Here is a 19,652-nt window from a genome sequence, read left to right on the forward strand (position 1 = left end):
TATCGCTATTCGATGACAGCCATTACCGCCTTAGCCGGGCCACCCGCCAGCGCCATCAGAGCAGCAGCTCGGCCAGATCCTCCAGAGCCGTCAGCTCCACGTCCGGCAACAGTTGCAGCTGTTGCCACGGTTGCTGCCGTTCGTTGAGCCAGGCGGCGCGAAAGCCGTGCAAACGGGCCCCCAGCACATCGGTCTCGGGATGATCCCCCACATGGAGGATCCGCTCCGCTGGCAGCTTGAGGGCGCTGCGGGTCTGCTCAAACATATCCGGCGCCGGTTTCATTCTGGCGCCCGCCCCCGCCTTGCAGACCAGCGTGAAGTAGCGATCCAGCCCGGCCTGAACCAGATCCAGATTACCGTTGGTGATCACCACCAGCGGATAGCGTTCGGCCAGTCTGGCCAGCAGCTGATGAGTGGGCTCGCTCACCTCGATCTTCGAGCGCTCTGCCAGAAACGCAGCAAACACCTGCTCCGCCTCGCGACTGGCCTGCTGGTCAGCCATGCCCCCCGCCACCATAGCGGCGCGGATGGTCTGCTGGCGCGCCAGACTGACATCGTGGCGCAGCTCGGGCCTGGCCAGCAACACGGTGCGTTTTAACTCCAGCCAGCGCGGCTTGTCGAGCATGGCGGTAGCCAGATATTCGCTGCGCAGATGGCTCAGCATCCACTGCTCGGCGCGCACGATGGCGGGGCCGTTGTCATAGAGGGTGTCATCGAGGTCAAACGAGATGGCAGCAACCGGCTGCCAGCGGCGATAGAAGTGCATGGACTCTCCTCTGCAACGGGGCTCAGGGCCCGTTATTCATCGTCCTGCGCATCCGGGTCACGCTTGGCCCTGGGGTGGGCGCTGTCGTAAACCTTGGCCAGATGCTGGAAGTCGAGGTGGGTATAGATCTGGGTGGTAGAGAGGTCGGCATGTCCCAGCAGCTCCTGCACCGCCCGCAGATCGCCGGAGGACTCCAGCATATGGGTGGCGAAGCTGTGGCGCAGCTTGTGGGGATGGACGTGGGCGTTGAGCGCCTGCTTATTGCCCCAGCCATCGAGGCGGGCCTGCACCGAGCGGGCCGACAGCCGCTGCTTGCGGCTGGAGACAAACAGCGCCTCGCTCTCGTCCCCGGCCAGCAGCGGGCGCACCTTGAGCCACTTCTGCAGCCACTCGACCGCCATCCGGCCGATGGGCAGCACCCGCTCCCGCGCGCCCTTGCCAGTCACCTTGAGCTGACGGTCGTCGAGCTTCAGATCCACCAGATTGATCCCCACCAGCTCAGCCAGACGCAGCCCTGAAGAGTACATCAGCTCCATAATGGCGCGATCCCGCACCGCCAGCGGATCCTGCTCGTCGGTGATGTTGAGCAGTTGGTGCATCTCGTCCACATCGAGGTTTTTCGGCAGCGGTCGCCCCTGTTTGGGGGTGACGATGCCACGGGCCGGATTGGCGGTCAGCCGCCCCTGCCGCACCTGCCAGTCGCAAAAGCTGCGCAGGGCAGAGACCTTGGTGGACAGGGAACGTGGAGCAAGGCCCGCCTTGTGCATCCGGGTCACCAGAGTGCGCACCTGGCTTGCCTCGAGCCGACCCCAGTCAGTGAGCCCGAGGGCTACCAGCTCGGCGGTCATCGCCTCCAGATGGGCTTGATAGTTATTGCGGGTATGAGGGCTGAGCTGACGCTCGACCCTCAGGTATTCGATAAAGGCTGCCAGCTCGTCCGCCAGTGCCGCGGGCAGTGGCGGTGTGACGACGGGAGCTTTGGCGGGCGCCCTGGCCGGTGTTCTAGCCATGAGTCAACTCGGGCAGACGCAGTTGCAGCAGGCGCCCCAGTTGGCCCAGCAGCAGGGTATCGTTGTGGGGAGTAAAGTGGCCGGGATCCGAGCTGGCGAAGGCCAGCACACCGAGATCGCCGAGCCGCATCAGGGCCACCGAGTTGACCAGCACATCGTGGCCAAACAGCGCCTGCTTCTCGCTCTGGCTCAGGCGGCCAAAGTAGTAATCCTGCCCCGGCAGACGCTGACCCAGCAGGGATTCGAGCTGCTTGCCCTGTGCCAGAAAGCGCTGCTCGGGCCCGCTCAGGGCAAACTTCTTGGGGTTGAGCCAGAGCCGCAACCCGGTCAGGCGCAGCCGCTGGACAAAGGCCTTGCCCATCACGGCACTCACTTCGAACAGGGTCTGGCAACCGTACAGCTCGCCGTAGAGATCGGCATAGACCCGGAAGATCCGTTCGTTCTCGCTGGCGATCCCCATCAATTCGGTGATCTCCTGCTCCAGCTGTTCGATCCGCTCGCGCTGACGCTCCAGCTGGCGCTCGACCAGCGAGACCGACCCTTTGCGTTCATGGGGAATGCGGATCCGGTCCAGCACGGCGGCATGGCGTTGGAAAAACTCGGGATAACGGGCCAGGTACTCCAGCACAGTGGCTTCATCCACCGATTGCTCCTGCCGTTTGAGTTCGCTCATAAATTGGTTGATCCATCAGAGAAATGGGGCTCGCTGCCCCGACATCATGGGCAAAGGGGGCCAACGCCCCCCGTACCTGAACCTTTATCGGCTAAACCTCTATCTGGCCGTCAAACACATGCTCGGCGGGGCCTGTCATATAGACCGGCTGGCCCGGCCCCTTCCAGGCGATGGTCAGCTTGCCGCCCGGCAGGCTGACGGTGACCCGCTCCTTGAGCTTGCCCTGACTGATGCCAATCACCGCCGCCGCACAGGCACCGGTGCCGCAGGCCAGGGTCTCGCCACAGCCCCGCTCGAATACACGCAGTTTGATCTCGGTAGCATTGACCATCTCCATGAAGCCGACGTTGACCCGCTCGGGAAAACGCTCGTGGCGCTCCATGATGGCACCGAGCGTCTCGACCGGCGCATCGGCGACCGAAGGCACTTCGATGACGCAGTGGGGATTGCCCATGGAGACCACGCCACACATCACGGTATGCTCCTGCGCCCGCAACAGATAGGTTTTCTCTGCCTTCTGGGCCCGGAACGGGATCTTGCCCGGCTCAAACTGGGGAACACCCATGTTGACCGTGACCTGATTCTCCCCCTCCAGCTGCAACACGATGCGACCCCGGGCGGTACTGACCGCGATGCGATCCCGATTGATCAGCCCCTTGAGACGCACGAAACGGGCAAAACAGCGGGCACCGTTGCCGCACTGCTCCACCTCGCTGCCATCGGCATTGAAAATGCGATAGTGAAAGTCGAGTTCAGGGTCATAGGGCGGCTCCACCAGCAGCAGCTGGTCAAAGCCGATCCCGAAGTGGCGATCTGCCAGCTTCTTGATGACGTCATTGCTGAAAAATACCTTCTGGGTGACGCCATCCACCACCATGAAGTCGTTGCCCAAGCCATGCATCTTGGAAAAATCTATCAACATCGTGCATTCCTGTGCTGTTAGGGCTGTAAAAATTCACCGAACCAAGGGTCGCTAAACACCATGAAGTCGTTGTCCAAAGCCCCATGCATCTTGGAACAATCTGTCAACATCGTGCATTCCTGTGCTGTTAGGGCTGTAAATACTCACCATCAACCACTATGAAGTCATTGGCCACAGCCCCAAGCATCCTGGAACAATCTGTACACATCGCGCACTCCTGTGCTGTCAGGGCTGTAAAATTCTGTCATCTCTATCTACTGCATCAGGGCAGCAGGTGCTCACCGCGCCAGAGATCGGCCAACTGCTCACGCTCGCGGATCAGGTGCGCCTCGGCACCATCCACCAGCACTTCGGCGGCACGGGGACGGGTGTTGTAGTTGGATGACATGGTAAAGCCGTAGGCTCCGGCCGAACGCACCGCCAGCAGGGAGCCCTCGGCAATGGCCAGGGTGCGCTCCTTGCCGAGGAAGTCGCCGGTCTCGCACACCGGGCCCACCACGTCATAGAGCGCGGGAGCATGACCGGCACGGCTATCCACCTCGATGATGTTCATCCAGGCGCCGTAGAGCGAAGGACGCAGCATGTCGTTCATGCCGGCATCGATCAGCGCGAAGTTGCGGGTCTCGCCCGGTTTCAGATACTCAACCCGGGTCAGCAGCACGCCGGCATTGGCGACGATGGCGCGGCCCGGCTCGAACAGCAGGGTCAGATCCCGGCCCGCCAGCTTCTGCTTGAGCGCTTCGGCATACTCGGTCGGATGGGGTGGCTGCTCGGAACCATAGTTGACCCCAAGGCCACCCCCCACGTCCAGATGATGGATATGAATGCCTTCCGCCGCCAGACCGTCGATCAGCCGCAGCAGCTTGTCAGCCGCCTCCATAAAGGGATTCAATTCAGTGAGTTGCGAGCCGATATGGCAATCCACCCCGACGATCTCGATGTTCGCCATCGCGGCCGCCTTGCGATAGATGGCTGGCGCCAGCTCGATGGGAATGCCGAACTTGTTCTGCTTGAGGCCGGTGGAGATATAGGGGTGGGTACCGGCATCGATATCCGGATTGACCCGCACCGAGACGCGAGCCTTTTTGCCCATGCTGCCCGCCACCCGATTGAGACGCTCCAGCTCTGCTTCCGACTCCAGATTGAAACAGAGGATCTCTTTATCCAGCGCAAGGCGCATCTCCGCTTCGCTCTTGGCCACGCCGGAGAAGACCACCTTGGCCGGATCACCGCCCGCCGCCAGTACCCGCGACAGCTCGCCACCGGAGACGATGTCAAACCCCGAGCCCAGTCGGGCCAGCAGGTTGAGCAACGCCAGGTTGGAGTTGGCCTTCACCGCATAGCAGATTAGATGGGGAATATCGCCAGCGGCCTTGTCGAAGGCGTGCCAGTGGCGCTCTAGGGTCGCACGGGAGTAGACGTAAAGCGGGGTACCGTACTGCTCGGCAAGCTGTTGCAGCGAGGTTTGCTCGGCCTGAAGCTGGCCGTCGGCGTCGTAGTTAAAGTGATCCAAGGGGGCGGTTCCTTCCTAGAATGGGTGCGGCATTAGTGCGGCGCGGCCTCGGTGGCAGCCTCAGTGGTCGCAGGCGGTGCTGCTTGCGGTGTACTCTGGCTCTGTGGCTGCTCGGGGGGCGGCATATAGAGCGGCCCCTTCAGACCGCACGCGGCCAACCCGAGGGACAGAAGAGTGGCAAGCAGACACTTGGTGAACTGGGTGATCATAATGGTTCGCTGCGAAAAAATTTTTGGCCCTCTATAATCGCACTCACATTGTTAAAAGCAACAGGATAAACCGATGAAGGATCACGAGTATCACGCCCTGACCGACGCCTTTTTCCAATATGTGGAAGACACTCTCGACGAGGGGTATCCGGATATCGACTGCGAACGCAACGGCGGCGTATTGACCCTCTCTTTCGAGAACAAGACCAAGGTCATCATCAACAAGCAGGAGCCGCTGCACCAGATTTGGGTCGCCACCCGCGAGAACGGCTTCCACTTCGAACTGCAGGGTGACACCTGGATCGACAACCGCTTCGGCCACGAGCTCAAGGCGCTGCTGAGCCAATCCTGCACCGCCCAGGCGGGTGAAGAGGTGGTGTTCCCATGATTGACCAGCACCCGCAGGGCGCCCGTCATGCGGTGATCTGGCTACACGGGCTGGGTGATTCCGGCGCTGGTCTCGCCCCGCTGGTGGACGCGCTGGACCTGCCCGCCGAGCTACCGGTGCGTCACCTGCTACCGGATGCCCCCGAGCGCCCCATCACCATCAACATGGGCTACAAGATGCGCGGCTGGTACGACATAAAGAGCTTCGAGGATCCCGCCGAGCGTGCCGTGGAGTCCCATGTGCGGGAATCGGCCGACCAGATTGCCGCATTGCTCGATCAGCTGGTGGCCGACGGGTTTGCCCCCGAGCATATCGTGCTGGCAGGCTTCTCTCAGGGCGGGGTGATTGCCTCCTTCACCGCGCTGCGCTATCAGGCACAGCTGGCGGGCCTGCTCTGCATGTCCACCTATCTGGCCGCCCCCGACAAATTGCTCGGCGAGATGAGCGAGGCCGCTCGCACCCTGCCCATCTGCTACATGCACGGCATCTATGACGATGTGGTGAGCCTGTCGCTCGGTTGGGATGCCAAGAACCTGCTGGAAAGCGCCGGACTCGCCCCCGAGTGGCACGAGTACCCGATGCGTCACGAGATCTGCCGTCCTCAGCTCGGCGACATTCGCAACTGGCTGCTGGCCCGCCTCGGCGCCTGAGCAACCGCAAAAGCAAACGGCCTGCATCTGCAGGCCGTTTTTTATGACGATTCCAACTGGCGGGTCAGCCCACTTCCCGAGCGGGCGGCACCTGTTCGCGCAGAGTGCCCTGACTGCGATAGGGGATCACATCCAGCTCGCCATTCACTTGTACTATCTCGTAGTACTGGGGCAGGTTGAAGTTGATAAACTGCCCATCATCGCTGAACCGTTCGTGATTGGAGGTGTAGAAGCGGTTGACCCCCGCCACCAGCTCATCCTTGTTGCCGGCAAAGTGCTGGTAGATCTCCACCCGGTTCGCCTCATCGAGGATATAGATGTTGGTGCCCGCATCCCGGGTATCGAAGAAGAACTGCACCAATCCTTCGCTGGCGTAGGCATCGACGATGCTCGGCAGATGCTGGCTGTGGGTCTTGTCGAGCCGCAGCGGCAGGTGATCCAGCTTGTTGTGGGAGATGTGGCGGTAAAAATCGATGGCGTTTTCCAGCTTCTTCACCGACACCCCGCGCCGCTCGAAGAAGATGCCGTACTTCTCGCGGCCAAGGGCCATGGTCTTGACCAGCTGCTGCTTGTCGCGGGCAAGGCGCAGGTCGATACACTCCGCCACCAGGGTCTGGAAGCGGGAGCGCACCAGAGAGCGGAAGTGCTGGCTGTAGCAGAACACCTCGATCATCTCGGGGGCGGCAGCATCCTGATGCATCTTGCCGAGGATGGTGGTGAGGGCATCAACCACGGCTTCATCCCCCTGGAAGTGCAGAGTGCGGATCTCGCTCCAGGAGTTGCGATAGACCAGATCCACCGAACCGACCAGACACTCCTGATTGCGGCCGAACGAGAAGACATCCACGGTATTGGCGTCAAATTCGATCACCTGACCGACCCAGTGACTGGTCGGGTCCATCTCCAGATTGAGGAAGATGGAGAGCTGACGGATCTCGCACGGCCGACTGAGGGCCAGGTTGGTGGCCAGCGGGTACTTCTCGGGGAAGCAGCCGGAGAGATCGCGGCAGAACTGGTGCAGATTGTCGATGTGCAGATCCGAGCCCTGATTAAACAGGTGCACCCGCGACTGGGGCGTCAACAGATCGTTGAAGTAGGCCCAGGAGACCAGCTTGCTGATGTAACCGTTGAACTCCAGCGGCGCGCGGCCAATGATATCCACCGGCTCCAGCGAATGTTTGTAGAGATACCAGCCGGCGCGATTGAGGCGACCGTGGGGCACCTGCACGAAGCTGAGATCCGGCTCGCTGAGATCCGGCGCGATCTTGAGGTTGATGCGCTGCACCTTGCCCGGCAGGCTCTCGAACGCGGCGTAGAGTTTGCGCGACAGAATGCCGATATCTTCCGGGTTGATCGACTCGCTGATGTTGTTGCGGCGAGCGAACTGGATCAGGTTGCGGTAGCTCTGCATCAGGGCTTCCAGCAGCTCGGCGTGAGCGATCTTCACCTCTTCGATCTTCCACTCGTGGCGATGATCGAGCTGATAGAGCTTGTCCTGACTCCAGCCCCAGTAGGAGACCAGCTGGCTGATCTGCTCGCGACGCCACTCGGGGGAGTGATCATCCTTGGGATGGCTGAGACCGTCGCACACCTTGAGGTAGAAGCAGCGGCGCACCAGATCGAGCCGCGCCATGTCGCCGATGGACTTCAGGTAGTTGGTCACCTTGTCCAGCATCAGACAGTAGTTGTCGAGCCGGTAGTGCATCCCCTCATTGTGCTGGAACCAGTCGCGACCAATCATCGACAGCAGGCGGGTGTTGGGATACTCGTGGGAGTAGGCTTCCATCAGCACCGACTTGAGCACCGCCTTGTAAGGGGAGTCGATCCCCTTGTAGAGCTGCCACAGGGCGGAGCCGAAATACTCTTCAGCCGGAATACGGTCAAAACTGCCGAGATCGAGCCAGTCGTCCTGCTTGAGCTTGCCGCTCTCGAACAGCTCGTTCACATACGCATCGTAGTGATCATCACACTCGGTGGGTACCAGATACCAGATCAAGCGTTTGCCCGCGATACGCATGGCACTGCGGTAGAACTCGTCGAGCAGCAGCAGGTGCTGGGCACTGCCGCAGCTCTCCCCCTGCATCTGGGCATCGTTGGTCTGGCGGAACTTGTCTTCCGGGATCAGGAAGAAGTTGAGATCGACCCCGCGCTGTTCGGCCCACTTGGAGAGTTGCTGGCATTTCAGCTCCAGCAGATCGAGCCGCTCCTGCGACAAACCGGCCACGTGGCAGACCCAGATATCGAGATCGGAGTGACAGCATTGACCGATGGAGGAGGTGCTGCCCATGGAGTAGAGCCCCTGAATGGCCCGATCATGGGTGGCCAGACCACTCTGGCAGTTGGCATTGCGGCAGAGGTCATCGATAAAGGCTTGCTGCTCGGCGGTGGCGCTGAAGCTCCAGATGCCATGAGGGACATCACCGGAGACATAACCGGGCAGCAGGGGATGATTAAAGTGCAGCATGACAGGCAGCAGTTGGAATACCTGCTGCCCATAGCGACTCATGAGGCCTAACGCCCGTTGCGTCTTGAGACGGGTAATGTCGTCATAACGCGCAACCAGCGTATCGATGTGTTCCTGCAATGCCCTGCCTATCACCTAAGTGAAAATGACGCACCAAAAGGGGGATACGTCAAAAAAGTGTGATCATGTTAACAATGCAAACAGCGGTGGTAAACAAGCCTTCAGCTAAACGTCAGATTATTTCTGGTATGACCACATCAAGTATCAGGGGAAATCATTAAATTCCAATACATTCAATGAATTAATCAACACCGCTTGCTTAATGAAAATCATTTTCAGCATGCATTTTTGAGCTTGGCCCCGCTTTTGCCGGCTCCGCCATGAAAGCCCGGGCAAAGGGTGGTAATATCGATTTCCTTCTAAAAATGAAACAACTGATTGATATGGCAGCCCGAACCCTGAAAATTGCCACTCGCAAGAGCCCGCTGGCCCTGTGGCAGGCCAACTTTGTCAAAGACCGGCTCGAAGCCCTGCACCCGCAGTTGCAGGTCGAACTGGTGCCCATGAGCACTCAGGGTGACAAGATCCTCGATACCCCGCTGGCCAAAGTGGGCGGCAAGGGATTGTTCGTCAAGGAGCTGGAGACCGCCATGCTGGAAGGACGGGCCGATATCGCCGTTCACTCCATGAAAGACGTGCCGGTGGAGTTCCCCGAGGGGCTCGGTCTGCACACCATCTGCGAACGGGAAGATCCCCGCGATGCCTTCGTTTCCAACCGTTTCAAGGCCATTGCCGAACTGCCGCAAGGGGCCGTGGTCGGCACCTCCAGCCTGCGCCGCCAGTGCCAGCTGCGCGCCGCCCGCCCGGATCTGGTGATCCGCGACCTGCGTGGCAACGTCAACACCCGCCTCGCCAAGCTGGATGCCGGTGAGTACGACGCCATCATCCTCGCCGCCGCCGGTCTGAAACGACTGGAGATGGCGCACCGCATCACCGCCTTTATCGAGCCGGAGCAGAGCCTGCCGGCCAACGGTCAGGGGGCTGTCGGCATCGAATGCCGCCTCGACGATGTTGAGCTACACGCCCTGCTGGCGCCGCTGGAGCACGCCGAGACCCGCGCCCGGGTGCTGACCGAGCGCGCCATGAATCGCGCCCTGCAAGGGGGATGTCAGGTGCCTATCGGAGCCTACGCACTGGTCGAAGGCGAGCAGATCTGGCTGCGTGGTCTGGTGGGTAGCCCGGATGGCAGCCAGGTGATCCGCGACGAGATCCGCGGTCCGCTGGCCGATGGTGAGGCCCTCGGCGAGCAGTTGGCCCAGCGCCTGCTGGCCGCCGGTGCCGACGAGATCCTGGCCGAGGTCTACCGCGCATGACCCCGCTGGTGGTGCGTCCGGCCGCCCAGGCCGCCGAGCTGGTGCAGTTGCTGCACCAGCACGGCCATGCACCACTCTGCTGCTCGCTGCTGGAAACCGTGGCGGGCAGCGAACTCCCTCTCCTGCCCGACCTGCTGCGCAGTGCCGACGTGGTTATCGCCGTCAGCATCCATGCCGTTCATTTTGCACACGATTTTCTGTTGCAAACTGGTCAGACCTGGCCACATATTGAGTACTTTGCGGTGGGTCAGGCCAGCGCAGATGCGTTTGCAGCCATCGGCATCACGGCAAGCTGCCCGGATGACCCGCGCAGCGAAGGGCTGCTGGCCCTGCCCGCCCTGCAGCAGGTAGCAGGCAAACGGGTGCTGATCCTGCGCGGCAATGGCGGGCGGGATCTCATCGCCAGCACGCTGGCCTCACGCGGTGCTCTGGTGCACTATTGTGCGGCCTATGAACGCCACTACCCCGAGCTGGACGGGGACACATTAACCCACCACTGGCAGGCAGCGGGGCTGGACAGCCTGCTCATTACCAGTGGTGAACTGCTGCAACGGCTGCTGGAACTGGTTCCCGACCACCAGCGGCCCTGGCTTTTTGACCGCCTGCTGGTGGTCCCCAGCCCGCGCGTGGCCGAGATGGCCAGCGCAGCGGGCTTTATCCATATCACGATTGCCCAAGGTGCATCCAACCGGGCCCTGACGGCCGCACTGGAACTGAGGAAGATGGAATGACAGAACAACAAGAATCCCAGGTCAAACCCCAGCCGACCGCTGTGGTCAATGGCAGCAAGAGCCGCTCCGGTGCCGTACTGGGAGGGGTCGCCATCCTGCTGGCCCTTGGCCTGACCGGCGGTCTCTATCTGCACGGTCACAAGAACGCCGTGGCCCAACAGGCCGAACTGGCCCAGCTCAAGCAACAGCTGGCGAGCGCCCTGAGCAAGATCGACCAGACCAGCAGCAAGGATGCCGAGCAGCTGGCCACGCTGGATCAAACCCAGCAACGACTGCAGGGCGAGATGCAGGGGTTGCAGAACCGGGTACTGGATCTCAACGACAAGCGCCCCAACGACTGGATGTTGGCCGAATCCGAGTATCTGGTACGGATGGCGGGCCGCAAACTGTGGCTGGAACATGACCTTGTCTCCGCCATCACCCTGCTCGGCAACGCTGACGAGCGGATCGCCGCCCTCAACGACCCCAGCCTGATGCCGATCCGCAAGGCACTGGCCGAGGATATCGCCAAGCTCAAGGGGATGCCGCGCATCGACCGCGAGGGGCTGACCCTCAAGCTAGCTGCGCTGTCCGACCAGATCGAGCTACTGCCTCTCTCCACCGTCAGCATGCCGGAAGCCAAGGCCGAGCCGGATCAGGCGGTCAGCACCAATCCCGACGAGTGGGAGAGCAACCTGAAGAAAAACTGGGTCAAGTTCACCGAGAACTTCATCACCATCCGTCGCCGCGATGGCGCGGTCGAGGCGCTGCTCTCGCCGCAGCAGGAGATCTTCCTGCGTGAAAACCTCAAAACCAAGCTGTTGCAGGCCCAGCTCTCCGTCTATCGCGAGCAGCAGGCACTCTACGAAGACAGCCTGGACAAGGCCCAGCGCTGGCTGACCCAGTATTTCGACACCGACAACAGCGCCACCCGCTACATGCAGGGCGAGATCGACAAGCTCAAGGGTGAGCAGATCCAGATCGACTATCCGGCCCAGTTCAAGACCCAGGCGATACTGGAGCAGGTGCTGACCGAACGCCTGCAACGCATTCTGGCCAGCAGCTGAGGAGGGCGCCATGATCCGTATAATCATTCTGGTCGCCGTGATGGTCGCAGGGCTGATCTTTGGCCCGCAAGCCTCCGGTAACAAGGGCTATGTGCTGATTGCCCTTGGCAATTACACCATCGAATCTTCCGTAACCAGCGCGGTGATCCTGGCCGTGCTGTTCTACGGCGCCCTGCTGATCGTCGAGTGGCTGCTGGGTCGGGTATTCGGCCTGCGCCGCAAGACCCTCGGCTGGTACGGCTCGCGCCGCCGCCGCAAGGCCAATCAACAGACCGTCGCCGCCACCCTGGCAATGGCCGAAGGGCACTACAGTCAGGCTGAAAAACTGATGATCAAGGGGGCCAGCAACAGCGACACCCCGCTGCTCAACTACCTGAGCGCCGCCAAGGCGGCACAGGCCCGTGGTGACGACGCCCGCAGGGATCAATACCTGCAAAAAGCGCAGGAGGAGAACCCCAAGGCCGAGCTGGCGCTGACCCTGACCCAGACCCAGCTGCAGATCGAGCAGGGCCAGTACGATACCGCGCTGGCGATGCTGGAGTCAGTCTACGCCCTCAACCCGCGCCACCCCATGGTGCTGGATCAGCTGCGCCAGGTGCATCTGGCCCGTCAGGACTGGAGCGCTCTGTGCGACCTTATCCCCAGCCTGCACAAGGTGGGCAAGCTGACCCCGAAACAGGAAGAAGATCTGCTGCAACAGGCCTGGTGTGGTCGTCTGCAACAGGCTGCCAGCAGCCTCGAGACCCTCAAGGCGGTATGGCAGGATCTGCCGCGCAAGCTGCGCCTCGAGCCAGAACTACTGGCCTGCTACGGCGATCTGCTGCGCCAGCTGGGTGCCGACGGCGAAGCCGCCACCCTGTGGCAGGAAGCGCTGCGCAAACAGCCGATGCCGCAGCTGCTGGCTCGCCTGCCCAAGCTGAAACTCGACAGCTACCAGCCGCTGCTGACGCTGCTGCAAAAACAGCAGGGGCAACCGGAGGTGGACACCGCACTGGCCCAGCTCTATCTGCTGGCCGGTCAGCTGGACGATGCCCAGAAGCTGCTGGAGCAGGAGGTGGAGCGGGCGCCGAGCGCCGCCGCCTATCACGCTCTCGGCCAGCTGATGGACAAACGCCGCCTCACCAACAAGGCCAACGAGTACTATCGTCAGGCACTGGAACTGGCGGGAGTCTGATCCCCGGCAAACAGAAACGCGAGAGGCCGCATGATGCGGCCTCTTTTTTTATCTCTTCGCCCTGCCCTCGTCAGGTGGTGAGCCGCTCCAGCTCGCCGATCAGCCAGATAGCCTCGGCACGGTGGCTGCCGCACACATCCATCATGGGGCGAAAACCGCCGCACACCGCCGGCCGCTCCGGTTGACCGAAGATCTTGCAGCCAAGGGCGCTATCGAGCTGGATACAGGGGATGCCAGCCGGTTTGCCATCTGGCATACCGGGAATGGCACTGCTGATACTGGGGGCGATGCAGCAGGCAGCGCAGCCGCTACGACACTCCATAGACTCCACTCCTTTGGGATGGTCTGAGCCACCATAGCCGAAGCGGCGGCACAAACGTAGCTGGCACACAACAAAAAGCCCGACCGCACGGGCGATCGGGCTTCAGACAACACAGCCGGTTCAGCGAGCCATCATCACAGGATGATATCGCGTACCACGCTGTCTTTGCGTTCCAGGTAATGGATCGACTTGATACGACGAATGGTACGGGATTTACCACGGATCAACAGAGTCTCGGTGGTCGCCATCACGCCATCGCTGGTGATGCCATCCAGCAGATCACCCTTGGTGATGCCGGTAGCGGAGAAGATGACGTTGTCATTCTTCGCCATGTCTTCCAGCTTGAGCACCTTGTTGACATCGATGCCCAGCGCTTCGCAGCGGGCAATTTCCTGCTCGCCCAGCGCACGCACTTCCGGGCTGTCGCCTTTGACGCGGTGACGCGGCACCAGACGGGCCTGCATGTCGCCATCCAACGCGCGGATCACCGCCGCGGAGATCACCCCTTCCGGTGCGCCGCCGATGCCATACAGCATGTCGACTTCGCTGTCCGGCAGACAGGTGAGGATGGAGGCGGCAACGTCACCATCAGGAATGGCGAACACCCGCACGCCCAAACCCTGCATCTCCTTGATTGCCTTGTCATGACGCGGCTTGGCCAGGGTAATGACGGTCAGACGGGAGAGCGGCTTGCCCAGCGCCTTGGCCACGGACTTCAGGTTCAGCTCGAGAGCCTGATCCAGGTCGATGGCGCCTTTGGCCTTGGGCCCGACGATCAGCTTTTCCATGTACATGTCAGGCGCTTTCAGGAAAGAACCCTTGTCGCCCACCGCCAGCACCGCCAGCGCGTTGGCCTGCCCCATGGCGGTCATGCGGGTACCCTCGATGGGATCGACCGCGATATCCACCGCGTCGCCGTGTCCGGTACCGACCTTCTCGCCGATATAGAGCATCGGCGCTTCATCAATTTCACCTTCGCCGATCACAATCTCACCATCGATCTCGATCTGGTTGAGAATGTGGCGCATGGCCGCTACGGCCGCCCCATCAGCGATATTCTTGTCACCACGTCCGAGCCACTTGTAGCCAGCCAGTGCAGCCGCTTCCGTCACTCGGGAAAACTCGATTGCCAGTTCACGTCTCATCGCATATCCAACCTATGGAGCTCGAAAACGGGCGGCATTCTACCACAAGGGCAAACCTTTGCGCACAAAAGTAGCCGCTGCGAGCAAGAATGTAGCCAATTCATCCAATTGCAACCCAATTGCCATCGACTCTTCATCCAACTGTCACCCCGCTGTCATCCCCGCTGCCTAGCATGACCCCGTTTTCAAAACAAAAGCTTGCAACACCACAAGGGATTAAGATGAAAAAGCTGACTGTAGTGGCACTGGCTCTCACCGCAGCCTTCCAGGCTCAAGCCGTTGAAGTGTACAAAAATGACACCTCCATGCTGGATCTCTATGGCCGTATCTACGCCGGTCAATTCTTCGGTGACAAGAAGGAAGGGGTCGATACAACAAACCCGAATACTATCAATGGCACCAAGGATTACAGCGCCAAGCAAGGGGCCAACCAGTTTGTCCGCTTCGGCGCCAAGGCCGAGACCCAGATCCAGAACGGCCTGAAGGCGCTGGCCCAGTACGAAGTGCAGATGTATATCAACGACAGCGAAAAGACCTTGGGTAAAGATGGAAGCACAGACAACCTGCGCACCCGTCTGGCCTTTGCCGGTGTCGGCGCTGACTGGGGCACCGTGACCTTCGGTCGCCAGAAAGGGGCCCCGGGCTTCCTGGCCGACTGGACTGATGTCTCCCTCTCCGACGGCTACGGCAACGAAGCGCTGGGCGCCAAGACTGACACCTTCGCCACCAACCGCGCTGGTTCCGTGTTGAAGTATTCCGGCCTGTTCAACGGCTTCCAGTTTGATGCCAGCTACAAATTTGATGGTGGCCAAGAAGAAGACAAAAGCAGCAACAAGACCTCCGCAGCTGACCCAGCCTATGGTGCAGCCGTGGCTTACACTTTCCCGTTCAATCTGTCTTTGGGTACCGCCTACAACGTTGGCCAACGTCAGGAAAAGAATACCGAAGACGCCAAACTGTGGCTGATCTCTGCCAAGTTCGACAACAAGGCGGCCTATGCGGCTCTGAGCTATGCCGATGGCTCTGACTTTGTCCAAAGTGGCACCGACCATACCGGCTGGGAAGCCGCGCTGGGCTACAACTTCGAAAACGGCTTCGGTCTGATGGCCCTGTGGAACAAACAGGAGCAGGAAGTCACTGGCGGCAAGAAAACCGATGCCATTGACTACTACACCCTGGGTGCCCAGTACAAATTCAACAAGAACCTGCGGGTGATTGGCGAGTACCGCATCAACAATCTGGACAGCGTTGCCGGCAAAGCGACTGCCAACAAGGATGACTTCCAGCTGGCTGCCCGCTACGACTTCTAATCACGGTTTTGCGGGTCCCCAAAGCGCGATGGCTTGCCATCGCGCTTTTTGCTGGGCGTCACTCACGACCGGAGAAAGTGGCCTAGGCTCAATAGTAGATGTATCGCCGGAGAGATGATCATGGTCAGGCTGCCTTTCGTCCTGCTGTTGCTGCTGGCTCTTCCCGCTCACGCCCTCTCTATCGCCATGGTGCTGTGGCGCGGTGAAACCTCAGCCGAAGCGGGCTTTCGGGCAGAGCTGACCCGCCTTGGCTATCAGGCCACCATCACCACCTATAACGCCGCTCAGGATCGTACGGCGCTGGCAACCATGCTGCGCCAGCAGATGCTGCCGAAACTGGCCGAATACGACTACATCTACACCTTTGGCACCACCGCCACCACCATGACCAAGAGTCTGGTGGCCAACCGCAAACCTCTGATTTTCAATGTGGTCTCCGATCCGGTCGGGGCAGATATCCTCTCGGAAGATAAAGCCCAGAACAGCATGGTGGCCGGGGTAAGCAACATGGTGCCGATGGCACTGCAACTGGCCAACGCCAGCGAGCATCTGGCCACCGGAAAACGGCTGCTGCTACCCTTCAACCCCCGTGAGCAGAACACCCTGCTGGTGGCCGATATGCTGCTCAATGAAGCGAAACGCTATCAGTGGCAGATGGTCACCTGGCGAATGGCCCCTGACCCACGGCGGCTGGACAACGAACTGAAGCGGCTGCAACAGGATGCCAAAAACGACATCGTCTTTCTGGCCGCAGACAGCTATCTGCTCTCCATCGCCCCCCGCCTGCTGAATGCGCTCAACGAAGCTGCCATCCCTACCATCTGCAGTGCCGAGCTGTTCGTCGAACACGGCTGCAGCGTTGGCACCATCAGCAGCTACGAGGCGCTGGGCAAGATGGCCGCCGGGATCATCCATCGCCATCAGCAGGGAACAGAGTTGCAGGATATTCCGCTGCAGACCGACCCCCATCCCAAACTGGTGCTGGGGCAACTGGGTAACGCCACCACGCAGGAGGCGAGCCCCGAAAAGCCGAAGCCTTGATAAAGATCTCGGCCAATCAGGCTCCGGGCGGGTATGCTGTTGACCCCCATCGCCCGAGAGCCCTTTCCCATGAGTACCACCGTCTTTTTTGCCGTTCTGCTGGCAGCCCTGCTTCACGCCAGCTGGAATGCGCTGGTCAAGATTGGCGAAGAGCGGCTGGTGGGCGTGTCACTGGTGGCGATCTTCTCAGGGCTTATCGCCGCCGTGGCGCTGCTGCCCATGGGGCTTCCCTCTGCTGCCGAGCTGCCCTGGCTCGGCCTCTCAGTCCTGCTCCATATCGGTTACTGCCTGTTTCTCAGCCATGCCTACAATCAGGGCGATTTTGGCCAGATCTATCCGCTGGCCCGTGGCAGTGCCCCGCTGCTTGCCATGGTGTTAAGTGCCCTGCTGCTGGGGGACTACCCCGGTTACGGCGGCATCATCGGCGCCTGCGTGCTGATCATGGGGGTCTTGCTGATGGCCTGGCGAGGCGGGCAGCAGCGCCTTGACAGCAAAGCGGTTCGGGCAGCACTGATCACGGCCATGTTCACGGCGACCTATACCCTCTCGGATGGAGCCGGCGCCCGCGCAGGGGGTGAACCGGTACGCTACACCCTCTGGCTCTTTGCCTGTACCGGGTTGGCGATGCTGCTGGTGTTGCTCGTCCACCAGAAACGCAACGCATGGCGCCAGATCCGTCGCCATGCGATGGCGGGAATTGCAGGAGGTGCCATGTCACTGCTCGCTTACGGGATTGTTATCTGGGCCATGACCCAAGCCCCCATTGGCGTGGTCGCGGCTCTGCGCGAAAGCAGTGTGCTGTTTGCCATGCTGCTCTCTGTCTGGCTGCTGAAAGAGCCGCTCGGGCGCATGCGGCTGACGGCGGCGGCCATTATTACCGGCGGCGTGCTGCTGACCCGGCTGGGAGGATAAGCGCTGTCGCCATTGGTGCGTATTTATCAGGCAGGATGGCGTAATTCACTCCGCCAAATATGCCGAATACCAATAATGAAAATAAGTGTCGGCCCGGGCGTAAATGTTTACATCCGCAACGTATCAATTAACTGGCAGGTCTGTTTATTTCAACCACAGCTTCATTCGGGAAACTTACCTGCCCAGCAGCATTAATGATAAAATCGTTCACAGTTAATTTTCGGCAACGCTGACCAATACCGCGCATGGCACAGACCATGCCGCTCCGCCCATACATTCATTAACCGCCTGACGGGTAAGCCAGCCCGGTCAGAGATGACCTGATCGCGCCCGCCACAGCAGGATGGCATGGCGCTACCGCGTTATTAATGGGTCCGGTTTCGTCCGTTTAATTTTTGATTATTTTAAATCCAGCACCATCAGGGAGTTTTTAATATGTCAGCAAAAAAGCTGAAGTTGGGCGCCTTTATATTGATGATATTAACATCGGTATTTGGCGTCACTAATATCGGGATCGGTTTTTACCGAATGGGATATGCCGCCATTCCGATGTTCGTGATCGGCGGTCTGTTTTTCTTCATCCCGTTCATTTTGATGATGATCGAATTCGGCACCGGTTTTCGCAAAGAGGCGGGCGGCATCTTTACCTGGATGCGCCACTCGGTCTCGACCCGATTCGCCTTTATCGGGCTGACCATGTGGTTCGCCTCCTACGTCATCTGGATGTTTGGCAAGGCGCTCTCTATGTGGGTGCCCCTCTCCTTCATGCTGTTTGGCCGCGACATCACCGTCATCCCGGTCACCCTGGGTACCGGCATCGACTTTGGCCCCTTTATTCTGGGTGTGGTCGCCATCGCGCTGGTTGCCACCGTCACCAAGCTCATCACCCTGGGTAGCGCCCGCTTCGCCAAAGTGGCGGCCATCGGCGGTCTCTCCGTGGTGGCACTCAACGTGTTGCTGCTGGTCGGTGGCGTCTTCACCTTCGCGGTGAGCGGCATGACACTGCAGGAGCCCCTCACCCAGGCATCACTGGCAGCCTCTCCCAATGCCGCATTCAACGACATCATCCCCTTCCTCGGCTTTATGGTGTTCGCCATCTTCGCCTACGGCGGGGTCGAGGCGATGGCCGGGGTGGCTGACGAGCTGGAAGATCCGGAGCGCGACCTCAAGCGCGGCATCTTCCTCTCCGGCGCCTTTATCGTGCTCTGCTACATCATCGGCTTTCTGGCGGTCGGCTCCATCATGCGCTGGAGCGACTTCCCGGCCGAGGGGATCACCTCTCTCTCCGCCCTCTTCATCATCATGCTGGAGCTGGGGCGCCATCTCGGTGGCGAGTGGTTGGGGCAGATCTTCATGCGCTTTGCCGGATTGGGCATGTTCCTGAGCTATCTGGGTGCCTTTATCGCCCTCTCCTACGCGCCGCTGCGCCAGTTCATCACCGGCACCCCGAGCTACTTCTGGCCGGAGCGTTTCCAGCGCGAGAACGAGAATGGCGTGCGCATTGAAGCCCTCAAGGTGCAAGCCTGGGTGGTCTGTCTGTTCATTGCCGCCAAATCCATCTTTACCCTGATCAACCCGGAAGGGGCCGCCGCCCTCTACGAGCTGATCATCACCATGACCAACGTCGGCATGACCCTGCCCTACATGTTCCTCATCTACGCCTGGTATCGCTATCGCAACAACCCGGCGCTGGGCAAGGACCTGATCTTCTTCAAGAGCTCGGGCTCGGTGCTGCTGGCTACCATCATCAGCCTGATCCTGGTCGCCTTCGGCAACGTCTTTACCGTGGTCGCCCCCTTTATCTCTGGCGATATCTCCACCGGCGTCTGGACCATCATTGGCCCGCTGCTGTTCGTGGTGATCGCCATGCGCTTCAAGATCAAGCAGGAAGATACCCACTAAACGGCAAGCAATGCTGCATGCCAATCGGGACCGTTCTGGTCCCGATTTTTTTAGCGCAGGCTTCCGCTCGCCATCACGACCAGCCCATAGTTTCAATGTAA

19 protein-coding genes are annotated in these 19,652 nt (G+C 60.5%); 10 read left to right on the forward strand and 9 right to left on the reverse strand.

Translation table 11 applies throughout. The annotated features are described in order from the left end of the window. Positions 1-55: 55 nt before the first annotated feature. The 6 genes from ACTG2J_RS19420 to lptM all read right to left on the reverse strand — a co-directional run bounded on the left by ACTG2J_RS19420 (position 56) and on the right by lptM (position 5,093). Positions 56-766, reverse strand: a complete 711-nt coding sequence (locus ACTG2J_RS19420; RefSeq protein WP_439997793.1) for an HAD-IA family hydrolase — start codon at positions 764-766, stop codon at positions 56-58. A 32-nt stretch (positions 767-798) separates the two neighbouring features. Continuing rightward, on the reverse strand, positions 799-1,776 hold the full coding sequence (gene xerC, locus ACTG2J_RS19425) for a tyrosine recombinase XerC (protein ID WP_439997794.1): 978 nt from the start codon (positions 1,774-1,776) through the stop codon (positions 799-801). Then, the gene (locus ACTG2J_RS19430; protein WP_005336370.1) at positions 1,769-2,449 is read right to left on the reverse strand and encodes a DUF484 family protein; all 681 of its coding nucleotides are present in this window, start codon (positions 2,447-2,449) and stop codon (positions 1,769-1,771) included. The genes xerC and ACTG2J_RS19430 overlap by 8 nt, the downstream gene beginning before the upstream one ends. Before the next feature lie 91 nt (positions 2,450-2,540). Then, the gene (dapF, locus tag ACTG2J_RS19435) at positions 2,541-3,371 is read right to left on the reverse strand and encodes a diaminopimelate epimerase (protein WP_005336371.1); all 831 of its coding nucleotides are present in this window, start codon (positions 3,369-3,371) and stop codon (positions 2,541-2,543) included. A 262-nt stretch (positions 3,372-3,633) separates the two neighbouring features. Continuing rightward, positions 3,634-4,884 carry a diaminopimelate decarboxylase gene (gene lysA / locus ACTG2J_RS19440; RefSeq protein ID WP_064335261.1) on the reverse strand — a complete coding sequence of 417 codons (1,251 nt, stop codon included), beginning with the start codon at positions 4,882-4,884 and terminating at the stop codon, positions 3,634-3,636. 32 nt (positions 4,885-4,916) lie between these two features. Next, positions 4,917-5,093, reverse strand: a complete 177-nt coding sequence (gene lptM / locus ACTG2J_RS19445; protein ID WP_019444858.1) for an LPS translocon maturation chaperone LptM — start codon at positions 5,091-5,093, stop codon at positions 4,917-4,919. A 73-nt stretch (positions 5,094-5,166) separates the two neighbouring features. On the opposite strand from lptM, the gene cyaY reads away from it, so the two are divergent. Next, complete coding sequence (gene cyaY, locus ACTG2J_RS19450; RefSeq protein ID WP_069554181.1) at positions 5,167-5,481, forward strand: iron donor protein CyaY; 315 nt, start codon at positions 5,167-5,169, stop codon at positions 5,479-5,481. Then, positions 5,478-6,131 (forward strand): alpha/beta hydrolase, encoded by a 654-nt coding sequence (locus tag ACTG2J_RS19455; RefSeq protein WP_439989209.1) that lies wholly within the window; start codon positions 5,478-5,480, stop codon positions 6,129-6,131. Before cyaY ends, ACTG2J_RS19455 begins: the two co-directional genes overlap by 4 nt. A 64-nt stretch (positions 6,132-6,195) precedes the next feature. Here the strand turns inward: ACTG2J_RS19455 and ACTG2J_RS19460 are convergent, their stop codons facing one another. Then, entirely contained in the window at positions 6,196-8,715 is a 2,520-nt protein-coding gene (locus ACTG2J_RS19460) for a class I adenylate cyclase (protein WP_439997795.1), read from the reverse strand. 323 nt (positions 8,716-9,038) lie between these two features. On the opposite strand from ACTG2J_RS19460, the gene hemC reads away from it, so the two are divergent. The 4 genes from hemC to ACTG2J_RS19480 are packed head-to-tail and all read left to right on the forward strand — an operon-like array spanning position 9,039 to position 12,919. After that, a complete protein-coding gene (gene hemC / locus ACTG2J_RS19465; protein ID WP_139740585.1) occupies positions 9,039-9,968 on the forward strand; it encodes a hydroxymethylbilane synthase in 930 nt (309 codons plus the stop codon). Further along, entirely contained in the window at positions 9,965-10,699 is a 735-nt protein-coding gene (locus ACTG2J_RS19470) for a uroporphyrinogen-III synthase (protein WP_439997796.1), read from the forward strand. Before hemC ends, ACTG2J_RS19470 begins: the two co-directional genes overlap by 4 nt. Next, on the forward strand, positions 10,696-11,745 hold the full coding sequence (locus ACTG2J_RS19475) for a uroporphyrinogen-III C-methyltransferase (protein WP_439997797.1): 1,050 nt from the start codon (positions 10,696-10,698) through the stop codon (positions 11,743-11,745). The genes ACTG2J_RS19470 and ACTG2J_RS19475 overlap by 4 nt, the downstream gene beginning before the upstream one ends. A 10-nt stretch (positions 11,746-11,755) precedes the next feature. Next, a complete protein-coding gene (locus tag ACTG2J_RS19480) occupies positions 11,756-12,919 on the forward strand; it encodes a heme biosynthesis HemY N-terminal domain-containing protein (protein WP_113740243.1) in 1,164 nt (387 codons plus the stop codon). A 70-nt stretch (positions 12,920-12,989) separates the two neighbouring features. On the opposite strand, the gene ACTG2J_RS19485 is transcribed toward ACTG2J_RS19480, so the two are convergent. Beyond that, a complete protein-coding gene (locus ACTG2J_RS19485; protein WP_182938413.1) occupies positions 12,990-13,241 on the reverse strand; it encodes a YkgJ family cysteine cluster protein in 252 nt (83 codons plus the stop codon). A 134-nt stretch (positions 13,242-13,375) separates the two neighbouring features. Beyond that, positions 13,376-14,386, reverse strand: a complete 1,011-nt coding sequence (gene glpX, locus ACTG2J_RS19490) for a class II fructose-bisphosphatase (RefSeq protein ID WP_005336386.1) — start codon at positions 14,384-14,386, stop codon at positions 13,376-13,378. A gap of 221 nt (positions 14,387-14,607) precedes the next feature. Between glpX and ACTG2J_RS19495 the strand changes: the two genes are divergently transcribed. The 4 genes from ACTG2J_RS19495 to yjeM all read left to right on the forward strand — a co-directional run bounded on the left by ACTG2J_RS19495 (position 14,608) and on the right by yjeM (position 19,551). Beyond that, entirely contained in the window at positions 14,608-15,696 is a 1,089-nt protein-coding gene (locus tag ACTG2J_RS19495; protein ID WP_113740242.1) for a porin, read from the forward strand. Between the two features lie 120 nt (positions 15,697-15,816). Continuing rightward, positions 15,817-16,737: an ABC transporter substrate-binding protein gene (locus ACTG2J_RS19500; protein WP_201990623.1), complete on the forward strand. Its 921-nt coding sequence runs from the start codon at positions 15,817-15,819 to the stop codon at positions 16,735-16,737. A 33-nt stretch (positions 16,738-16,770) separates the two neighbouring features. Next, entirely contained in the window at positions 16,771-17,649 is an 879-nt protein-coding gene (locus ACTG2J_RS19505; RefSeq protein WP_439989207.1) for an EamA family transporter, read from the forward strand. A gap of 435 nt (positions 17,650-18,084) precedes the next feature. Continuing rightward, positions 18,085-19,551, forward strand: a complete 1,467-nt coding sequence (gene yjeM, locus ACTG2J_RS19510; protein ID WP_439989206.1) for a glutamate/gamma-aminobutyrate family transporter YjeM — start codon at positions 18,085-18,087, stop codon at positions 19,549-19,551. Positions 19,552-19,652 lie beyond the last annotated feature (101 nt).

Source organism: Aeromonas sp. 6P, from assembly GCF_051919525.1.
GTDB lineage: Bacteria > Pseudomonadota > Gammaproteobacteria > Enterobacterales > Aeromonadaceae > Aeromonas > Aeromonas veronii.

Coding starts and splice junctions, on each gene's coding strand:
- yjeM (WP_439989206.1), top strand. CDS start 18,085: ATGTCAGCAAAAAAGCTGAAGTTGGGCGCCTTTATATTGATGATATTA.
- ACTG2J_RS19455 (WP_439989209.1), top strand. CDS start 5,478: ATGATTGACCAGCACCCGCAGGGCGCCCGTCATGCGGTGATCTGGCTA.
- ACTG2J_RS19475 (WP_439997797.1), top strand. CDS start 10,696: ATGACAGAACAACAAGAATCCCAGGTCAAACCCCAGCCGACCGCTGTG.
- hemC (WP_139740585.1), top strand. CDS start 9,039: ATGGCAGCCCGAACCCTGAAAATTGCCACTCGCAAGAGCCCGCTGGCC.
- dapF (WP_005336371.1), bottom strand. CDS start 3,371: ATGTTGATAGATTTTTCCAAGATGCATGGCTTGGGCAACGACTTCATG.
- ACTG2J_RS19500 (WP_201990623.1), top strand. CDS start 15,817: ATGGTCAGGCTGCCTTTCGTCCTGCTGTTGCTGCTGGCTCTTCCCGCT.
- ACTG2J_RS19430 (WP_005336370.1), bottom strand. CDS start 2,449: ATGAGCGAACTCAAACGGCAGGAGCAATCGGTGGATGAAGCCACTGTG.
- cyaY (WP_069554181.1), top strand. CDS start 5,167: ATGAAGGATCACGAGTATCACGCCCTGACCGACGCCTTTTTCCAATAT.
- xerC (WP_439997794.1), bottom strand. CDS start 1,776: ATGGCTAGAACACCGGCCAGGGCGCCCGCCAAAGCTCCCGTCGTCACA.
- ACTG2J_RS19505 (WP_439989207.1), top strand. CDS start 16,771: ATGCTGTTGACCCCCATCGCCCGAGAGCCCTTTCCCATGAGTACCACC.
- glpX (WP_005336386.1), bottom strand. CDS start 14,386: ATGAGACGTGAACTGGCAATCGAGTTTTCCCGAGTGACGGAAGCGGCT.
- ACTG2J_RS19485 (WP_182938413.1), bottom strand. CDS start 13,241: ATGGAGTGTCGTAGCGGCTGCGCTGCCTGCTGCATCGCCCCCAGTATC.
- ACTG2J_RS19470 (WP_439997796.1), top strand. CDS start 9,965: ATGACCCCGCTGGTGGTGCGTCCGGCCGCCCAGGCCGCCGAGCTGGTG.
- ACTG2J_RS19495 (WP_113740242.1), top strand. CDS start 14,608: ATGAAAAAGCTGACTGTAGTGGCACTGGCTCTCACCGCAGCCTTCCAG.
- ACTG2J_RS19480 (WP_113740243.1), top strand. CDS start 11,756: ATGATCCGTATAATCATTCTGGTCGCCGTGATGGTCGCAGGGCTGATC.
- lptM (WP_019444858.1), bottom strand. CDS start 5,093: ATGATCACCCAGTTCACCAAGTGTCTGCTTGCCACTCTTCTGTCCCTC.
- ACTG2J_RS19420 (WP_439997793.1), bottom strand. CDS start 766: ATGCACTTCTATCGCCGCTGGCAGCCGGTTGCTGCCATCTCGTTTGAC.